Annotated in this window: 18 protein-coding genes; 11 read left to right on the forward strand and 7 right to left on the reverse strand. The window is 59.2% G+C overall.

Annotated elements, in window-relative coordinates:
* Positions 1–5: 5 nt before the first annotated feature.
* Positions 6–710: a FadR/GntR family transcriptional regulator gene (locus tag QB905_RS01425; protein ID WP_282972789.1), complete on the reverse strand. Its 705-nt coding sequence runs from the start codon at positions 708–710 to the stop codon at positions 6–8.
* Positions 711–910: 200 nt separating this feature from the next.
* On the opposite strand from QB905_RS01425, the gene QB905_RS01430 reads away from it, so the two are divergent.
* The 4 genes from QB905_RS01430 to QB905_RS01445 all read left to right on the forward strand — a co-directional run bounded on the left by QB905_RS01430 (position 911) and on the right by QB905_RS01445 (position 7,632).
* Complete coding sequence (locus QB905_RS01430; protein ID WP_282972790.1) at positions 911–2,569, forward strand: DUF5597 domain-containing protein; 1,659 nt, start codon at positions 911–913, stop codon at positions 2,567–2,569.
* A gap of 189 nt (positions 2,570–2,758) precedes the next feature.
* Entirely contained in the window at positions 2,759–5,632 is a 2,874-nt protein-coding gene (locus QB905_RS01435; protein ID WP_282972791.1) for a glycoside hydrolase family 31 protein, read from the forward strand.
* 279 nt (positions 5,633–5,911) lie between these two features.
* Positions 5,912–7,138, forward strand: a complete 1,227-nt coding sequence (locus QB905_RS01440) for a cyclopropane-fatty-acyl-phospholipid synthase family protein (protein WP_282972792.1) — start codon at positions 5,912–5,914, stop codon at positions 7,136–7,138.
* A gap of 131 nt (positions 7,139–7,269) precedes the next feature.
* A complete protein-coding gene (locus tag QB905_RS01445) occupies positions 7,270–7,632 on the forward strand; it encodes a hypothetical protein (protein WP_282972793.1) in 363 nt (120 codons plus the stop codon).
* Here QB905_RS01445 and QB905_RS01450 read toward each other — a convergent pair.
* Positions 7,629–7,826, reverse strand: coding sequence for a hypothetical protein (locus QB905_RS01450; protein ID WP_282972794.1), 198 nt, complete (start codon positions 7,824–7,826; stop codon positions 7,629–7,631). The two genes, QB905_RS01445 and QB905_RS01450, sit on opposite strands and share 4 nt — an antisense overlap.
* A 111-nt stretch (positions 7,827–7,937) precedes the next feature.
* Here QB905_RS01450 and QB905_RS01455 point away from each other — a divergent pair, with 111 nt between their 5' ends.
* From QB905_RS01455 to dxs, 4 genes are read left to right on the forward strand one after another with little or no spacing between them, the layout of a single operon-like run.
* Positions 7,938–8,573, forward strand: a complete 636-nt coding sequence (locus tag QB905_RS01455) for a phosphoglycerate mutase family protein (protein ID WP_282972795.1) — start codon at positions 7,938–7,940, stop codon at positions 8,571–8,573.
* Positions 8,570–8,815, forward strand: coding sequence for an exodeoxyribonuclease VII small subunit (locus QB905_RS01460; RefSeq protein ID WP_282972796.1), 246 nt, complete (start codon positions 8,570–8,572; stop codon positions 8,813–8,815). Before QB905_RS01455 ends, QB905_RS01460 begins: the two co-directional genes overlap by 4 nt.
* Before the next feature lie 17 nt (positions 8,816–8,832).
* The gene (locus QB905_RS01465; protein ID WP_282972797.1) at positions 8,833–9,744 is read left to right on the forward strand and encodes a polyprenyl synthetase family protein; all 912 of its coding nucleotides are present in this window, start codon (positions 8,833–8,835) and stop codon (positions 9,742–9,744) included.
* A gap of 41 nt (positions 9,745–9,785) precedes the next feature.
* On the forward strand, positions 9,786–11,723 hold the full coding sequence (gene dxs / locus QB905_RS01470; protein ID WP_282972798.1) for a 1-deoxy-D-xylulose-5-phosphate synthase: 1,938 nt from the start codon (positions 9,786–9,788) through the stop codon (positions 11,721–11,723).
* 133 nt (positions 11,724–11,856) lie between these two features.
* On the opposite strand, the gene QB905_RS01475 is transcribed toward dxs, so the two are convergent.
* Together QB905_RS01475 and QB905_RS01480 are read right to left on the reverse strand one after the other, a co-directional pair.
* Complete coding sequence (locus QB905_RS01475; RefSeq protein WP_282972799.1) at positions 11,857–12,285, reverse strand: RcnB family protein; 429 nt, start codon at positions 12,283–12,285, stop codon at positions 11,857–11,859.
* 136 nt (positions 12,286–12,421) lie between these two features.
* Positions 12,422–13,504 carry an alpha/beta hydrolase gene (locus tag QB905_RS01480; protein WP_282972800.1) on the reverse strand — a complete coding sequence of 361 codons (1,083 nt, stop codon included), beginning with the start codon at positions 13,502–13,504 and terminating at the stop codon, positions 12,422–12,424.
* A gap of 364 nt (positions 13,505–13,868) precedes the next feature.
* On the opposite strand from QB905_RS01480, the gene QB905_RS01485 reads away from it, so the two are divergent.
* Positions 13,869–14,072 carry a cold-shock protein gene (locus tag QB905_RS01485; RefSeq protein ID WP_282972801.1) on the forward strand — a complete coding sequence of 68 codons (204 nt, stop codon included), beginning with the start codon at positions 13,869–13,871 and terminating at the stop codon, positions 14,070–14,072.
* Positions 14,073–14,138: 66 nt separating this feature from the next.
* Here the strand turns inward: QB905_RS01485 and gluQRS are convergent, their stop codons facing one another.
* A complete protein-coding gene (gluQRS, locus tag QB905_RS01490; RefSeq protein WP_282972802.1) occupies positions 14,139–14,942 on the reverse strand; it encodes a tRNA glutamyl-Q(34) synthetase GluQRS in 804 nt (267 codons plus the stop codon).
* A gap of 159 nt (positions 14,943–15,101) precedes the next feature.
* Between gluQRS and QB905_RS01495 the strand changes: the two genes are divergently transcribed.
* Positions 15,102–15,662, forward strand: coding sequence for an HNH endonuclease (locus QB905_RS01495; protein ID WP_282972804.1), 561 nt, complete (start codon positions 15,102–15,104; stop codon positions 15,660–15,662).
* Between the two features lie 34 nt (positions 15,663–15,696).
* Entirely contained in the window at positions 15,697–16,011 is a 315-nt protein-coding gene (locus QB905_RS01500; RefSeq protein ID WP_282972805.1) for a hypothetical protein, read from the forward strand.
* A 22-nt stretch (positions 16,012–16,033) separates the two neighbouring features.
* On the opposite strand, the gene QB905_RS01505 is transcribed toward QB905_RS01500, so the two are convergent.
* Together QB905_RS01505 and QB905_RS01510 are read right to left on the reverse strand one after the other, a co-directional pair.
* Positions 16,034–16,390, reverse strand: a complete 357-nt coding sequence (locus tag QB905_RS01505) for a nuclear transport factor 2 family protein (protein WP_282972806.1) — start codon at positions 16,388–16,390, stop codon at positions 16,034–16,036.
* A gap of 77 nt (positions 16,391–16,467) precedes the next feature.
* Positions 16,468–17,736: an Nramp family divalent metal transporter gene (locus QB905_RS01510; RefSeq protein WP_282972807.1), complete on the reverse strand. Its 1,269-nt coding sequence runs from the start codon at positions 17,734–17,736 to the stop codon at positions 16,468–16,470.
* Positions 17,737–17,751: the final 15 nt, after the last annotated feature.

Consider the following 17,751-nt stretch of genomic DNA (forward strand, 5'->3'; position numbering starts at 1 on the left):
GGGCTTCAGGCCGCTGCCGTCTCGATGGCGTTTTCGATCAGCTTGAGCGATTCGCGCAGAATCGCTTCCGAATGATGTTTCGCCGCCTCGACATCGCCCTTTTCGATGGCGACCAGAATGGCTTCGTGCTGGGCCAGGTCGGCTGTATGACCGGCGATCTTGTTGGTGAGCTGGATCGACAGATTGAGCGCATTGGTGATCATCGGCTTCAGTCGCCAGAAAAACGGATTGCCCGAGGCTTTCAGAATGGCGACGTGGAAATCGATGTCGGCTTGCAAGGAGGCTTCGGGATCGCGGGCCTCACTCATGGCTTGCAGACCCTCGCGGATACCGGCAATGGCCATCTTGTCCTGCACGGTGGCGGCCAGCGCCGCCGCCGTCGGTTCGATGGCCAGGCGCATCTGGGTAAATTCGAGGAAGATCTTGTTGGAATAGGGGCGTTCCATCAGCCAGCGCAGCACATCGGGATCGAGCAGGTTCCAGTTTTCGACCGGCTCGACGCGCGTGCCCTGACGCTGGCGCGACGACAGCAATCCCTTGGCCGACAGCATCTTGACGGCTTCGCGCATGACGGTGCGGCTGGCACCGAATCGCGTACACAGTTCGGCTTCGGTGGGGAAACCGGTTTTCTCGAATTCACCGGTAACGATAGATTGGCCGAGCGTTCTGAGAAGCCCGTAAGCGAGGCTGACGCCGAGTTCGGAGCGCATGGGCGGTCCCTGTACTTAATCGAATCGTCCGGCCGAAGTGACCGGTATCCGTGTAGATTACACAAAAAGCGCCGTCTGCAACACCATTCCTCGTTTTGCAGGGTTGCAGGCGCGGGATTTTTATATGATAATTTCACAAGTGATAATCGTCGTCACATATAAAGAAGTCGGCGGCTATATAAGCGATATGGGAGAGATGCATGGGATTGTGGAAAAACGCCTTATTGGCCACGGCATTGATAGCGTTGTCATCGGCGCCTGCCCTGGCGGCGGATCAGATGCCGCAACTGGTATCGAAGGACGGCCGTTTCGCCCTGATGGTGGATGGCGCGCCCTATCTGATGCTGGCCGGGCAGGCCAATAATTCCTCCAACTATCCGGCTGTCCTGCCCAAGGTCTGGCCGGCCATCGAAGATATGAAGGCCAATACGCTGGTCATGCCGGTGGCCTGGGAACAGATCGAGCCGAAGGAAGGCCAGTTCGATTTCTCATTCGTCGATACCCTGGTCGATCAGGCGCGCCAGCACCATGTCCACCTCGTCATCCTGTGGTTTGGCACCTGGAAGAATACCGGCCCCAGCTATACGCCTTCATGGGTCAAGACCGACAATAAGCGCTTTCCGCGCCTGACCAATAAGGACGGCTCGACCTCCTATGCCCTGTCGCCACTGTATGATTCGACGCGCGAGGCCGACAAACGCGCCTATGTCGAACTGGTCAAACACATCAAGGCCATTGATGGCGAACAGCACACGATCCTGATGTTGCAGGTCGAGAACGAAACCGGCGTTTACAGAACCGCGCGCGACTATTCCAAAAAGGCCGACGCCCTGATGGACAAGCCCGTGCCGCCCGCCCTGATCAAGGCGATGGGCAAGCGGGCGCTGAAAGCTTCGGGTAACTGGCATGAGGTGTTCGGCGATGATGCCGACGAATATTTTCAGGCCTGGTCGGTGGCCACCTATTGCGATGACATCGCTGCGGCGGGCAAGGCGATCTATCCGCTGCCCACCTATATGAACGATGCGCTGAAAGACCCGCTTAACCCTGCGCAGACGCCGGGTTCCTATGCGTCGGGCGGGCCCAGCTATAATGTGCTCGACATCTATAAGGTGGCGGCGCCGCATATCGATATTCTGGCCCCCGATCTCTATTCGCCGGGTTCGGATTCGTATGAGGCGACGCTTAATCTCTATGCGCGCCCGGACAATGCCCTGCTGGTGGCCGAAAGCGGCAATACGGCTCTCTATGCGCGCTATCTTTTTACCGCCCTCGGTCATAGGGCTATCGGTTTCGATCCGTTCGGCTTTGATTATACCGGCTATTCCAACTATCCGCTCGGCGCGAAGGCGACCGATAAGAGCATGGTTGAGCCGTTTGCCAATCTGTACGGCGTGTTTGCGCCGATGGCGCGTATCTGGGCGAAGCTAAGCTTTTCAGGCCAGGTCTGGGGCGTGTCAGAACCCGATGACCATGCTGCGCAAAGCCTCGATCTCGGCCCGGAGTGGTCGGCCAAGGTCACCTATCGCCAGTGGCAGTTCGGTCTGCCGGAATGGGACCCGGAACATAAGAGCGGCTATCCTGAAGGTTCGGATGTACCGTCAGGCGGCGTGGCCGTGGCGAAGCTGGCCGACAATCAGTACCTTGTCATCGGCCATAATGCCCGCATCACGTTCGATAACGGGCCAAAGAACGCCGACAAGGGCTTCCTGATGTCGCGCGTCGAGGAAGGCCATTTCGACGATCAGGGCAATTGGGTTTTTGAGCGGGTGTGGAACGGCGACGAAACCGATTACGGCCTGAATTTCGTCGGCAAGCCGGTGATCCTGAAGGTCACGCTGGCGACGTATGAGAAGTAGGATTTAAGATAGCAAGAGCCCCCACCACCACATCTCAGCCGCTTTGCGGCTTCGTGCGGTTCCCCTCCCCAGTAAACTGGGGAGGTATAGGGTGTTTATGCCTCCCCAACTTGTTGGGGAGGGGGACCGCGCCCGCAGGGCGTGGTGGTGGGGTATCTTCATCTAATAACAAAACAGCGAGTTGAGAAGATGAAAACCTTGATGATTTCGGCGTCGATGCTGGCGCTTATGATGACGGCGGGGGCTGCGACAGCCGGTACGTTCGACAAGACCCCGACCGGTGTGGTGGTGCATCCTGACAGCGGCCCCGCCAAAGAGGTGCGGCTTGAGGTGATGGCCCCCAATATCATCCATGTGCTGGCGCTCGATGATCCCGACCGCGTGCAGGTCAAGTCGCTGATGACGGTGGCAAAGCCCGTGGCGGGGGATTACAGCGTGACGCAGGATGGCAAAACGGTCATTCTGAATGCCGGTCAGGCCACGGCGCGCGTGTCGCTTGCCACCGGTCTTGTTACCTTTGATAATGCCGAGGGCCAGACGGTTCTGACCCAGGCCGCCGAACAGATCAAGCCGGTCACCGTCGAGGGCAAGTCCTTCGTCGCCGTCGCCGCCCAGTTCAATACGGGCACGGACGAAGGCTTTTACGGCATGGGCCAGCACCAGAACGCCCAGATGAACCTCAATGGCGAAGACATTTTGCTGTCGCAGCACAATATGGATGTGGCCGTGCCGTTCGTCGTTTCGACGAAGAATTACGGCCTGTTGTGGGACAATGACTCGATCACGCGCTGGGGCAATCCGACGCCCTATGCGCTGATGAGCCGCGACCTCAAACTGACCACGCCGGACGGCCAGCCCGGCCTGACCGCCAGATACTATGTCGATGGCAAGCTGGTTCTGACGCGCACCGAAAGCGACATCCGCTATCAGTACTTAAAGGACGTGGCCGAGAACTGGCCCGATACGCCCGCCCTCAGCAAGCAGGCGACGCAGGGCAAGACAGTCAAGGTGGTGTGGGACGGCACCCTGACCTCTGACATTTCCGGCGTCCATAAGATGCAGCTCTATGCCTCCGACTATGCCGATCTGACGATTGACGGCAAGCCGGTGATGGATGTGTGGCGGCAGGGCTGGAACCCGTGGTATCACAATTTCACCGTCAATTTCCTGGCGGGCCAGCCGGTCAAATTCCACCTCGAATGGCAGCCTTCGGGCGGCATGGTGGCCGTGACCCACGACAATCCGCAAAGCCCCGCCGACACCCATTCGCTGCAATTGTCATCCGAAGTCGGCACCGGGCTCAACTATTACTTCATCGCCTCGGATTCGATCGACGGCTCGATCGCCGGTTACCGCACCCTGACGGGTCAGGCGCCCCTGATGCCGAAATGGGCCTATGGCTTCTGGCAATCGCGGCAACGCTATGAGACGCAAGACCAGCTTCTCGGCGTCGTGGCCGAATATCGCAAGCGCGGCTGGCCGCTCGATAATATCGTGCAGGACTGGTTCTACTGGCCGGAAGACCAGTGGGGCAGCCACACCTTCGATAAGACGCGCTTCCCCGATCCGAAGGCGATGGTCGATGAGGTGCATAAGGAACACGCCCACATCATGATTTCGATCTGGGGCAAGTTCTACGCCAATACCGCCAATTACAAGGAGCTGGATGCCAAGGGCTATATGTTCGAGCAGAACGTGAAAAATGGCACGCGCGACTGGGTGGGCAAAGGCTATCTCAACAGCCACTATTCGCCCTATAATCAGGAAGCGCGCGACATCTATTACCGCCAGCTAAAGGACACGCTGATCCCGCTTGGCTTCGACGCCTGGTGGATGGACAATACCGAGCCGGACATCAATTCCAACGAACGTCCCGCCGACTTCGCCAAACTGATCACCCCGACCCAGATGGGGCCGGGCGCCCTGGTGCATAACCCCTACGCCCTGATGAACACCGAGGCCATGTATGATGGCTTAAAGCGCGACGAGCCGGACACACGCCAGTTCATCCTGACCCGTTCGGGCTTTGCCGGTATTCAGCGCAATGCGGCGGCGGTCTGGTCGGGCGATACGGCCGGACGCTGGAACAATCTGTACGATCAGATCGCGGCGGGCGTGAACTTCTCCATGTCGGGTATTCCCAACTGGACGCACGACATCGGCGGCTATGCGCAGGAGACGCGCTATCAGGGGCCGGGGGCGGGCGAGGCGCAGGAAAACCGCGCCACCGGCACCCACGCCGTCAAGCCGGAGGACATGGCGGAATGGCAGGAACTGAACCTGCGCTGGTTCGAGTTCGGCGCGCTGTCGCCCTTGTTCCGCAGCCACGGCGAGGTGGTTAAGCGCGAGATTTACAATATCGCGCCGGACGGCTCGGACATGCAAAAGGCGATGGTCTGGTATGACGACCTGCGCTACCGGCTGATGCCCTATATCTACACGGTCGCGTCCAACACCTATTACCATTCCGGCACGATCATGCGCGGTCTGGTGATGGATTTCGAGAACGACGAAAAGGCGCGTGACATCAAGGACGAATATCTGTTCGGCCATGCCCTGCTGGTGGCACCGGTGACGCAATACAAGGCGCGCAACCGCGATGTCTATTTCCCGGCAGGGGCCAACTGGTATGATTTTTATACCGGTCAGAAGATCACCGGCGGGCAGACGGTCAATATGGTGGCACCGGTGACGCAGATTCCGCTCTATGTGCGCGCCGGATCGATCCTGCCGATGGGGCCGGTGACGCAATATGTCGATGAAAAGCCCGATGCGCCTTTGACGATCAATGTCTATACCGGGGCGGACGGCACCTTCAGCCTCTATGAGGATGACGGCGTGACCAATGGCTATACGCGCGGCCAGTATAGCCGCATTCCGTTCGCTTACGATGATCGCACCGGCAGGCTGACCATTGGTGCGCGCACCGGCAGCTATCCGGGCATGGTGGCGACACGAACCTTGCATGTGCGCTTCATCACGCCGGGGCAGGCCACCACCGACTTCGACAAGGCCGACCAGACCGTCACCTATAATGGCGCAGAACTGACGGTGACGCGGTAACTAAGAAAAACCCCTCTCCCCATGAATATGGGGAGAGGACGAGAGCCGAACGCAGTGAAGGCGATCGGGTGAGGGGCTGTCCGCCGACCGAGCGCAAACGTCTGACAGCCCCTCATCCGACCTCCGCTACGCGGCGGCCACCTTCTCCCCACAGGTGGGGAGAAGGGATTCCTCCCTTGCCAACGGTAAAATCGGGGTCATATTGAAGGGGGCCTTGCGATCCGCATGGCTTCTCCAAACGTATATCATGCGTGTCACCTTCTTTCATGAGGCCGCCCGATGACGACCCCCCAACCCGTTTCCGTCGATCTGAAATCCCTGCCGTTTGCGGCGCGCAAAGGCGTTCAGACCCTGCAAAAGGTCTGGGCCTTCGGCACGCTGCATATCGTCTTTCCCGATGGCCGTTCCTTAAGCCTGACCGGCGATCAGCCGGGGCCTGCGGGCACCTTGCTGGTCAAGGATTTCCACTTCATGAAGCGGGTTTTGACCTCAGGCGATATTGGCTTTTGCGACGGCTATAAGGAAGGCGAATGGGATACGCCCGACCTCGCCACTTTGCTGGAGGTGCTGACGCTCAATTCGGAAAAACTGGGTCAGTTGTTTACCGGCAATATCGTCACGCGCACGATCAATAACTGGCTGCATGGTTTACGTAAAAATACCAAAAAGGGCTCGCAGCGCAATATTTTCGCCCATTATGATCTCGGCAACAGCTTTTATGATCAGTGGCTCGATCAGAGCATGACCTATTCGTCGGCCCTGTTTGACGGCGATAAGTTTCAGACATCGCAGGATCTGAGCGCGGCCCAGACGGCCAAATATGCGCGTCTGGCGCAACTGGTTGATCTCAAGCCCGGTCAGCATGTGCTGGAAATCGGCTGCGGATGGGGTGGTTTCGCCCAGTACGCGGCTGAAATGGGCGCGCACGTCACCGGCGTCACCATTTCGCCCGCCCAGGCCGATTACGCCATCGCGCGCATGGCCAAACTGGGCCTCAGCGACCGGGTCGATATTCGCCTGATGGATTACCGCGACATCGAGGGCCAGTTTGACGCCGTGGTGTCGATCGAGATGTTCGAGGCGGTCGGGGAAACCTATTGGGGCGCCTATTTCGACAAGCTGCGCGACGTGCTGAAAAAGGGCGGCAAGGCGGGCTTGCAAATCATCACCATCGCTGACGATATGTTCGAGGATTACAAGTCACGCGCCGATTTCATCCAGAAATATGTCTTCCCCGGCGGCATGTTGCCCTCGGCGCAAAAGCTGGTGGAGCAGACGCAAAGGGCGGGCTTAAATCTCGTCTCCAATTTCCGTTTTGGGCAGGACTATGCCGAAACGCTCAAGCAATGGGGCCAGCGCTTCGAGGCAGCGTGGAAAGAGGGCCGCATCCAGGGCTTCGACGCGCAGTTCCGCAAGCTGTGGCTGTTTTACCTGGCCTATTGCGAGGCCGGTTTTCGCACCGAACGCACCAATGTCGTGCATCTGCAATTGCAAAGGGCCGATTGAGGTGGCAATCTATGATCCGTGCAAACCCAGTTGAGTTATAGGCGCTGGGATTTAATGCATTTGGTGCGCGTTGGATTATAGAGAATATACAGAATTTTTCCAGATGATTGCTTGTAGGTGTTTAATCCAACATGAAATCCGAAATATTAAAAAAGATAGCTACCGGAGTTGCAATACTATTTTTATCCATTGCATTCTATGTAATATTTCCAAATAAAGGATTCATTATATTTGCATTTTGTGGTGCTTTTTATGTCTCAGTTCCACTTTTAATGAATTATAGTAGGAGTATTTTGTTTTGGTTTGCCGCAATTGTATTGGCAATAATTCATGCATATATTATTTCGATATGCAATTTCATACAGCCACCTCGTATTATGTTGTATTTTATGATGACGGTTATTCCTATTGATGCATTTGTAATTTACTATCTGCTGCTTTGGTCAATGCGCCTGTTGCATGTCTCGCCTGCCAATAAAAATAATAAATCTTAAAAACTTTGATAATAATGACACCTATATACATGCGCCATGAAGTTGACGGTCACTGTCACCGGTTGAGCAGGAAATTCGGCAATGCCAGCCTCTATGCCTTGCTGCATGACTCGGCCTATTGCGAGGTCGGTTTTCGCATCGAACGCGTCCATCTTGTGCATCGGTAATTGCAGCGCGCCAATTGAGGCAGCCATAAAAAACTTGTCTCCCTGCGTCAGGGACGTTACCAACGGCCCTCACTTATCGATCTGATGCGAATCCGGTGGCTAAAGCCTGTGGTATTTGCCTGATCCAGGGGGCCTTGTTTGCGCGACGACACCAGCCAGAAACCGGACGCACAGGCCGCGAAGCGCCGCATGGGGGCGATCACCCTTGTGCGGCATGGCGAGCCGGCCTTGTCGCGCCGGGTCAAGCTGGACTGGCGCGGCTATGTCGACTGGTGGGCCCGATATGACGAGGCAGGGTTGCTGGCAGGCCAGACGCCGCCGCCGATCCTGCATCAGTTCGCCCGCGACGCCAAATATATCTATTCGTCCACCCTGCCGCGTTCGATAGAGACGGCGCGGGCCATCTGCGGCCAGCGCCCGTTTGTGCAACTGCCTGAACTGATCGAAGCGCCCCTGCCGCCGCCGCATCTGCCATCCTTTATCAAGCTGACGCCCAACAGCTATGCCTGGGGGTTTCTGGCGCGGGTGTGCTGGTGGTATCTCAATATCCACGGCGATGTGGAGGGCCGCGAACCGGCCAAGATTCGCGCCCGCAAGATGGCGAAATTTCTGTACGATAAGGCCAGCGAAGGCGGCGATGTGCTGGTGCTGGCCCACGGTTTTTTCAATCTGATGATCAGTATTGAACTGAAAAAGATGGGCTATATAAAGACTCTGGAAGAGGGCTTCAGATACTGGGGCTGCCGCCGCTACGAACTGAGGAAGACGCGATGAGCGAAGCCAATCCCACTGCCGAACTGTCTTTTGAAGCTGCGCTGGCCCAGCTTGAAAAGATCGTGGCCGAACTGGAATCCGGGCAGGCCCCGCTCGAAAAGTCATTGGCTCTTTATCAAAAAGGCGCTGAACTGAAGGCTCTGTGCGAGGCGCGGCTGGAAGCGGCGCGTTTGCAGGTCGAAAAGATTTCGCTCAATAGCGCTGGCGGCGTCGAAGGTGTTGCGCCTGCGTCCTTTGAGTAAAATGTAAGGATTTGTCCTTGACCCCCATCGCCGCCAATTCCGATCTGCCGCCTCTGGCCGTGCGCATGAACGAAACCGCCGATCTGGTGACGATGGCGCTCGATCAGTTGCTGCCGCACGGCGAAGGCCCGGAAAGCCGCCTCACCGAAGCCATGCGCTATGCCGCGCTTGGGCCGGGCAAGCGTCTGCGGCCGTTTTTCGCGCTGGAAGCGGCGCGTCTGTTCGATGCCGACGAAAATACCGTGCTGCGCGCCGCCTGTGCGCTGGAATGTATCCACGCCTATTCTTTGATCCACGATGATCTGCCGTGCATGGATGATGACGATCTGCGTCGTGGCCAGTTGACCGTGCACCGCGCCTATGACGAGGCCACCGCCGTGCTGGCGGGTGATGCGCTGCAAAGTGTGGCCTTTGAAATTCTGGCCCATGAAGACACCCACGAAGACCCGCTGGTGCGCTGCGAACTGGTGCAGCTTCTGGCGCGGGCTTCGGGCGCGCAGGGCATGGCGGGCGGTCAGATGATCGACCTTCTGGGCGTGCAGGACGATCTGGGCGGGGTGGCGCGGATGCAGCGCCTGAAAACCGGCGCCCTGATCGTCTATGCCTTTCAGATTCCGCTGGTGGTGGCCAATGCCTCTGATCGTGATGGTCTGGCCCTCAGCCATTTCGCGCAGGACTTGGGATTGGCCTATCAGATTGCCGATGACCTGCTTGATGTCGAGGGCGATCCCGATCTGCTTGGCAAGGGGGCGGGCGGCAAGGATGCGGCCAAGGGCAAGACCAATTTCGTCACCCTGCTCGGCCTCGAAGAAGCCAAGGCGCGCGTGCGGATTTTGAGCGATCAGGCCAAATCACGGCTTGATATTTTCGGTCACGACGCGCGATACTTGCGCGATAGTGTTGACTTCGTTCTTAATCGGCGCAAATGAGCCGCATCCGGGGACGAACCCCGGTGGGTGCCCCTTTTTAAATGTCCGATAGTCCTATTCCAGAAACACCTGTTCTCGACCGTCTTGCCAACCCTGCCGATATTCGGGGCTTAAGCCTGGCTGATGTCAGGGCGCTGGCCGATGATGTGCGCGCCGAAACCATTGGCGTGGTATCGAAGACCGGCGGCCATCTGGGTTCGGCGCTCGGCGTGGTGGAACTGACCGTGGCCCTGCATCATGTGTTTGAGACGCCGCGCGATATTCTGATCTGGGATGTCGGCCACCAGACCTATCCGCACAAGATCCTGACCGGGCGGCGCGACCGGATGCGATCCTTACGTCAGGGCGGCGGGTTGTCGGGCTTTACGCGCCGCTCGGAAAGCCCTTACGATCCGTTCGGCGCGGCCCACGCCGCCACCTCGATCTCGGCGGCGCTTGGCTTTTGCGCGGCGCGCGACCATAAGGGCGACGATTATAATGTGGTGGCGGTGATTGGTGATGGCTCGCTGTCGGCGGGCATGGCCTATGAGGCGATGAACAATGCCGCCGAAACCACCAAGAACCTGACCGTCATCCTCAACGATAATGATATGTCGATTGCCCCGCCTGTGGGCGGGATGAGTGCCTATCTGGCCAATCTGGTATCGGGCGGGGCCTATCAGAAGCTGCGCCGTTTCGGCAAGAGCGTGGCCGAACGCCTGCCGCGCGGTCTGTTCGAGATGGTGCGCAAGGGCGAGGAGTTTTCGCGCACCTATGTGACCGGCGGCACCTTTTTCGAGGAACTGGGCTTCTACTATGTCGGGCCGATCGACGGCCATAATATCGAGCATCTGGTGACGGTGCTGAAGCGGGTGCGTGAGATCAATGACCGCCCGGTGCTGGTGCATGTGGTGACGCAGAAGGGCAAGGGCTATACGCCTGCCGAAACCGCCGCCGACAAATATCATGGCGTGGCGAAATTCGACGTGATCACCGGCGAACAGGCGAAACCCAAGGCCAATGCGCCCAGCTATACCGATGTCTTCGCCTCCGAACTGATCAAACAGGCGCGCGCCGATGACCGCATCGTGGCCATCACCGCCGCCATGCCTTCGGGCACGGGGCTCGACCGTTTCGCCGAGGTCTTCCCGACGCGCACCTATGATGTCGGTATTGCCGAACAACACGCCGTCACCTTCGCCGCCGGACTGGCCGCCGACGGCATGAAGCCGTTCTGCGCGCTGTATTCAACCTTTTTGCAGCGCGGCTATGATCAGGTGGCGCATGATGTTTCACTGCAAAACCTGCCGGTGCGTTTTGCTATCGACCGGGCCGGTCTGGTGGGGGCTGATGGCGCCACCCATGCCGGGGCGTTCGACATCGGCTATCTTGGGGCCCTGCCCAATATGGTGGTGATGGCCGCGTCGGATGAGGCGGAGCTGGCCGCCATGATCGCCACCGCCGCCACCTATGATGACGGCCCCAGCGCCTTCCGCTATCCACGCGGCGAGGCCACCGGCATTGCCATGCCCGAACACGCGCAGGCCTTAACCATCGGCAAGGGACGGATCGTGCGCGAAGGTTCCAAGGTGGCCATCCTGTCGCTGGGCACACGGCTCGGTGAGGCGTTGAAGGCCGCCGATCTGCTGGCGGCGCGCGGGCTTTCGGCCACGGTGGCTGATGCACGCTTCGCCAAGCCGCTCGATACCGAACTGGTTTTGCAACTGGCGCGCCATCATGAATGCCTGATTACGGTGGAAGAGGGCGCGATGGGTGGCTTCGGTGCCTTTGTGCTGCACTATCTGGCGGGCGAGGGCGCGCTGGATGCGGGCCTGAAAATCCGCACCCTGACCCTGCCGGATGTCTATCAGGATCAGGATTCGCAAAGCCGTCAATATGCCGATGCGGGCCTTGATGCACACGGTATCGTGCTGACAGCGCTGAAAGCGCTGGGCCTCGACGAAGCGCAGGCCGCGCGGCAGCTCAAGTCGTCATCATGAAAAACGGCCTCCCGTGAGAGAGGCCGTTTTTTGCTTATAGCGCCGATCTGATGGAATCAAATCGGCGCTATAAGTCTTTGTTTTATCGCTCTTCCTTATCCAAAAAGTGGATCCACTTTTTTGGGGAAACGCTCTAATTGCCAAGGATGATCGAGGCGATCAGGCCGGAGGTGATGCCAGCCAGCACATAATCGCCATCGACATAGCGCCATTCATAGCCGCGCGGCGGGCGGCTCAGATGGTAGCGGTGATAATCGACGCGGTAGCCGTGGTTCCAGTAGTCGCGCGGCATATAGCCACCGCGCCGCCAGCCGGAATGATCATAGTGACGCACATAATGATGGCCGCGATCATGGCCGCCACGGTCGTGGCCGCCGCGATCATAGCCGCGGTCATTGTGGCCCCGATCATGGCCGCCGCGGTCATTGTGGTCACGATCATAGCCGCGTTCGCTATGGCCGCGATCATGGCCGGAAGAGTAGGGCGCGGCTTCCGCCGCCGTGCCGATGGCCAGACTACCTGCGAGAACACAGATGGCGGCGGTTGTCAGGATACGTTTCATCTCATTACCTTTCCTCATTGCCCCTATGGTTCACAAGGTAAACCCCGTGCCCTGAACCTGCGATGAATGCGCTAAGCAGGCAATCCGTCAGGTTTCGGCAATAAGTAAGGTGGTGATGTGCGGACTGATCAGGCCGTCAGGCGGATTTATCCGTATCGTCGCGCAGCAGGTCACGCCACAGGGCGGCGATGTCGATCACAGCGGCGCGGGCGGCATCGACTTGGGTGACGAACAGGTCGAAGCCGAGCGGCAGGGTGTCGTAGCGGCGATAGATGACCGGACTGCGCGCGGCCAGCAGACGGCGGGCATAGGCCTCGGCCTGTGGGGCCAGCGGATCGAGTCCGGCCGACACGATCAGGGTTTTGGGCTGACCCACGATCAGGCTTTCGCGCAGCGGCGACAGAAGCGGGTCGGACAGATCGCTGCCGCCGCCCGTATAATGGCCGATCATCTCGACCAGATCGGCGCTGGTGAGCGGCCAGACGCCGGCGGATGGCGCATCGCCACGCAATGCCGGATCGGCGAAATCGAGCAGGGGGGTGAACAGCAATTGCGCCACCGGCATGGGTTTGAACGCGCGCTTGAGTTCGAAACACAGGCGGGCGGCCAGGCCTGCGCCGGTCAGGGCGCCGCCCACGGCGATACGGCCTGAAACCGAGCCGAGCGAATAGGCATTGGCCTGCGCCCAGTCGATGGCGGCGCGGGCGTCTTCCAGGGCGGCGGGAAAGCGATGATCGGGCGCCAGGCGCAAGGCGGGCAGAAAGACCGGACAGCCCGCCTCATGGGCCAGCAGGGCGCAGAAGGCGCGGCTCAGTTCGGGCCCGCCCAGCACATGGCCGCCCTGGGCAAAGAAGACCAGCAGGGGCATGTCGTCGGCGATGCGCGCGGGCCGGATCAGCAGGCCGGTATTCAGGCCTGAACTGCCTGTCGTTTCAAAACGCACCCGCAAGCTGGGGGGCGGGCTCAAAAATGCGGCAATCTCATGCCAGTCTTGATGCGCCTGATCGAGCGGTCGGCCCGCTACGCCAAGACGCGGCTGGCCGCGTTGATCCGTCAGCCATGTCTGCCAGAGAAACTGCATCTGCGGGTCGAGCGTCTGACCGTCCACATGCACCACCCTGCCGCCCGACGCGGCGCGTAACAAGGGGGCGGGCAGGGACAGCACCACCTTCAGCAGGAAAGACTTCAGAAATGCGGGATTGATGGCGGAGATGCGCATGGGGTTCAGCAAGATTGGCGCAAACGCCGCATGGCGTTTCGCTTGGAGGGGGGATTGAGCCGGGTCGGATCGTTAAAATCAAGGAGATTCGGCGCAAGGTTGCGCCATTTCCGCCAGCGTGCTGGTAAAATGCGCGCGAGCCGTCGTCATGACGCTGTATTTTCATTTGACCAAAACCGGAACCGCTGTCTTAATGTTGGCGACAATCCGTTACTCTGGCTGCCTATGCTAAAGGGATTTGAGGATGACCGGGCCCATTACCCGGTGCTTTGATCCCGATCTGCTGCTACCGAGACGCATGATTGTTTGCGGAAGTTTTCGCTTCCGCGCCTCGATAACGGCTCGATGCATAAGGAGAGCGCACATGGCCGAAGGTACGGTCAAATGGTTCAACACCACCAAAGGCTACGGCTTCATCCAACCCGCTGACGGCGGTAATGATGTTTTTGTTCACATCTCGGCTGTTCAGCACGCCGGCCTGCAAGGTCTGGCCGATGGCCAGAAGGTCGCTTATGAACTGCAAAACGAACGCGGCAAGACCGCTGCGGTCGATCTCAGACTGATCTGATTTTCGTCGGCGAAGTTTAAAAGAAACGCGGTTCGGTTTCCGGGCCGCGTTTTTTTATGCGCTATTTCAGGCCCTGGGCGTGTGTTCGATCATCGCCTTGATGTCCTGCGGTGTCAGCCCGTCGGCGCGGTAATCGCGCAGGGCTTTTGATCCCTTGCGCTTGGCGAGACGCCGCCCCTGATCGTCGAGCAGCAGGGCGTGGTGGGCATAGATCGGCGTTGGCAGGCCGAGCAGGGCTTGCAGCAGCACCTGGGTGTGGGTGGCGTCATACAGATCGTGGCCGCGATGGATATGGGTAATCGCTTGCCGCGCATCGTCGATCACCACGCACAGATGATAGGCCACACCGATGTCCTTGCGGCCCAGGATCACATCGCCATTGATCGCCGGATCGGCCTTTTGCAAGCCGCGCCCGGCCTCGTTAAAGCTCAGATCGTCAAAGCGTGCGCCCAGATAGCGGCGGCAGGCGTCCAGTGACAGACGCCAGGCGGGCGGAGCGGTGCCTGCACCGGCGACCCCCGCATCCTCACCTTGCGGCGCGCTCAAGGCCGCTTCGGCCTCGCCTGAGCGCGGGCGGGCATCGGCATAGAGGACGCCCATTTCACGCAGGCGATCAAGCGCGGCGCGATAATCTTTCATGTGTGCGCTTTGGCGCAAAACGGGCTGCGGCCAGTCCAGCCCCAGCCCGTGCAGATCGTCATACATCGCCTGCTCATAATCAGGTCGGCAGCGCGTATGGTCGATGTCTTCGATGCGCAGAAGGAACTCGCCACCGTGCGCCTGCGCCGCCTCAAAAGCCGTCAGGGCGCTGAAGGCGTGGCCGAGATGCAGAAAGCCGGTGGGCGAGGGGGCGAAGCGGGTGCGATACATGCAGGGCAGCATAACGTCACTGACGGAAAAAATTCACAAAGATTCGCATTTCTTTTCCACAGAATCGGGTTCACTCTTAGCCTGGAACTGAACCGCGTGGAGAAGGAGATACGTCTTCAAAACATGTTGTTTAAAGCGCCTGACATATCGGAGGCCGATATGCAGATCCTGAAAAGCCCGCCTTCCGACTGGCGCGCCCTGGTGCTGAACGCCGATTTCCGGCCCCTGTCCTATTATCCGCTGTCAACCAAGCCGTGGCAGGAGGTCGTCAAGGCCGTGTTCGAAGGCCGCGTCGATGTGGTTTCGACCTATGATGTCGAAATACACTCGCCTTCGATGCGGATGCGCCTGCCCAGTGTGGTGTCGCTCAAAACCTATATCGACCAGAACCGCCCGCCCGCCTTCACGCGCTATAATGTATTCCTGCGCGACCGTTTCGTCTGCCAGTATTGTGGCGTGGGCCATGACCTGACCTTCGATCATGTCGTGCCGGTGTCGCAGGGCGGCAAAAGCACCTGGACCAATATCCTGACGGCCTGTGCGCCGTGCAATCTGCGCAAAGGGGGAAAAACACCCCGGCAGGCAGGCATGATGCCGACACAGAATCCACACCGCCCGACAATGTATCAGTTGCAGGAGCGCGGCCGGTCGTTTCCCCCTCACTATCTGCACGAAAGTTGGATAGATTACCTCTATTGGGATACGCCGCTCGAACCCTGAGGGCCTATCCGCAGCAAGAGGGGGCTTGCGGGGCATGTCGCCTGTCAGGTTTGAAACGGATCAGGGCGGCTTTGGCAGGGTGCGCTTCCCGCGCCCGAAGGGGTGTTCGCGCCTGCCGCTGGAGCCCTTGCAGGCGGCGTTGGAAGCCACGCTCCATGTCCGGTTTGAAACGCGCCGTGAACGGCTGTTCGGCCCGCCTGTCCTAAGCTTCGTCTATATGGGCGAGCGCGTGAAACTGCGGATGCTCGATACGGGCGATGCGCAGATCGATCTGTCGGCCGCCGATGACGAGATGCGCGAAACCCTTATTGAGCATCTCCGCCAGAGTGACGATTTCGAGCAGATTTGAGGCGCGCCTCATGCCGCTGGCTTCAGGTTTGCGGCGGATAGGTTCCGTGTCCCTCGATGACCAGATCGCCGTCGAATTTCAACACTTCGCTGACGCGCACGCCGCCCTGATTACGATACAGGATCACCACATGATCAATACCGGAAAACACGGTTTCTATCGTAAAATGCAGGTCAGGCAGGGCCTGTAATCCGGCGCGCCAGTAGTCACGAATCCGCGCCTTGCCCTGAAGCTTTCCCCCGCTGTCGGGGAGCAGGCGCACGGCAAATGGTGAGGTGAAGATGGCGTCGTCGTGGAAGTGCGCCAGCACGCGCTCTATGTCGCGCGTATTCCAGGCGTCGGCCCAGTCACGGGCAAAGAGGGCAGGGTCACCTATCATGCGAGGCTCTTTTCACATCAGTGCTTTGGGCAAATCCTAACGTCATGGTGATGCGCTGACAAGTAGCTGGTTGATCCTTAACTGAACTGCAACCACAGCATCACAACAGCCGCAACCGTCATCAGCAGAAAGGCCAGTCCGCCAAACAGGTTCGACCAGACGCCATTGGTATAGTCGCCCATCACCTTCTTGTTGTTGGAAATATGCAGCACGATGGCGATGATGACCGGCGCGGTCAGGCCATAGAGGGTGGCCGACCAGATCAGGGCGCGAACCGCACCGATCTCGGTATAGTTGATGCCCAGCCCGATCAGCATGGCCACAACGAGAATGGCGTAGAAGGCCGGGGCCTCGTGCATCTTGCGATCCAGCCCCTCCTGCCAGTCGAAGGCCTCGGCCACCAGATAGGATAAGGAACCGGCCAGCACCGGTATGGCCAGGAAGCCCGTGCCGATAATGCCGATGGCAAACAGGTAATAGGCCGCCGGGCCCGCCAGCGGTTTCAGAGCCTGTGCCGCCTGTTCCACCGTGTCGATGCGGTGGATGCCGGCATTGAACAGAACCGTACCGGCGGTCAGGATGATGAAGAACATGACGATATTGGAAAACAACATGCCGAAATCGACATCGAAGCCCATCCTTTCTATATCGTGCTTATCGATGCGCACCCGCTTTTGCGTCTTCGATGCTTCGACCTCCATCGTGGCCTGCCAGAAGAACAGATAGGGCGAAATCGTCGTGCCGAGAATGGCCACCAGCATGGCGACGAAAGGGGCGTCGAAATGCAGGGTGGGCACGAATGTGTGGTGCAGCACCAAGGGCCAGTCGGTTTTGACCAGAAACGGCACCACCAGATAGACCAGCAGCACCGCGCATAGCCATTTCAACACGGCGGCGAACTTCGCATAGGGCAGCCAGATGATCGCCAGCAGGGTGACGCCGGTAAAACCGACGCTATAGGTGAGGGCGGGTATTTGCGGCGCCACCAGATGCGCCACCGCGCCCATGCCGGCAATATCAGCACCGATATTGAGCACAATGGCCGGAAAGCTGAAAATCACCATCAGCCACAGGACGGGCCGGGGGTAATGGCGGCGCAGAATGCCGGTCAGGCCCTGCTGCGTCACCAGCCCGATGCGCGCACACATTTCCTGCACCGCCGCCATCAGCGGAAAGGTGACCAGCGCCGTCCACAGAGTCAGCAGGCCGAACTGCGCCCCGGCCTGACTGTAGGTGGCGATACCGGAGGGATCGTCATCGGACGCACCGGTGACAAGACCGGGGCCGAAGCTTTTCAGCAAGGCCATGAAGCCCTTGGCGGGCGGAGATTTTGGTGAATCGCTCATTCCCCCCCCTTCATG

Source organism: Asticcacaulis sp. EMRT-3 (assembly GCF_030027245.1).
Lineage (GTDB): Bacteria > Pseudomonadota > Alphaproteobacteria > Caulobacterales > Caulobacteraceae > Asticcacaulis.

Coding starts and splice junctions, on each gene's coding strand:
- QB905_RS01425 (WP_282972789.1), bottom strand. CDS start 710: ATGCGCTCCGAACTCGGCGTCAGCCTCGCTTACGGGCTTCTCAGAACG.
- QB905_RS01430 (WP_282972790.1), top strand. CDS start 911: ATGGGATTGTGGAAAAACGCCTTATTGGCCACGGCATTGATAGCGTTG.
- QB905_RS01435 (WP_282972791.1), top strand. CDS start 2,759: ATGAAAACCTTGATGATTTCGGCGTCGATGCTGGCGCTTATGATGACG.
- QB905_RS01440 (WP_282972792.1), top strand. CDS start 5,912: ATGACGACCCCCCAACCCGTTTCCGTCGATCTGAAATCCCTGCCGTTT.
- QB905_RS01445 (WP_282972793.1), top strand. CDS start 7,270: ATGAAATCCGAAATATTAAAAAAGATAGCTACCGGAGTTGCAATACTA.
- QB905_RS01450 (WP_282972794.1), bottom strand. CDS start 7,826: ATGGCTGCCTCAATTGGCGCGCTGCAATTACCGATGCACAAGATGGAC.
- QB905_RS01460 (WP_282972796.1), top strand. CDS start 8,570: ATGAGCGAAGCCAATCCCACTGCCGAACTGTCTTTTGAAGCTGCGCTG.
- dxs (WP_282972798.1), top strand. CDS start 9,786: ATGTCCGATAGTCCTATTCCAGAAACACCTGTTCTCGACCGTCTTGCC.
- QB905_RS01475 (WP_282972799.1), bottom strand. CDS start 12,285: ATGAAACGTATCCTGACAACCGCCGCCATCTGTGTTCTCGCAGGTAGT.
- QB905_RS01480 (WP_282972800.1), bottom strand. CDS start 13,504: ATGCGCATCTCCGCCATCAATCCCGCATTTCTGAAGTCTTTCCTGCTG.
- QB905_RS01485 (WP_282972801.1), top strand. CDS start 13,869: ATGGCCGAAGGTACGGTCAAATGGTTCAACACCACCAAAGGCTACGGC.
- gluQRS (WP_282972802.1), bottom strand. CDS start 14,942: ATGTATCGCACCCGCTTCGCCCCCTCGCCCACCGGCTTTCTGCATCTC.
- QB905_RS01495 (WP_282972804.1), top strand. CDS start 15,102: ATGCAGATCCTGAAAAGCCCGCCTTCCGACTGGCGCGCCCTGGTGCTG.
- QB905_RS01500 (WP_282972805.1), top strand. CDS start 15,697: ATGTCGCCTGTCAGGTTTGAAACGGATCAGGGCGGCTTTGGCAGGGTG.
- QB905_RS01505 (WP_282972806.1), bottom strand. CDS start 16,390: ATGATAGGTGACCCTGCCCTCTTTGCCCGTGACTGGGCCGACGCCTGG.
- QB905_RS01510 (WP_282972807.1), bottom strand. CDS start 17,736: ATGAGCGATTCACCAAAATCTCCGCCCGCCAAGGGCTTCATGGCCTTG.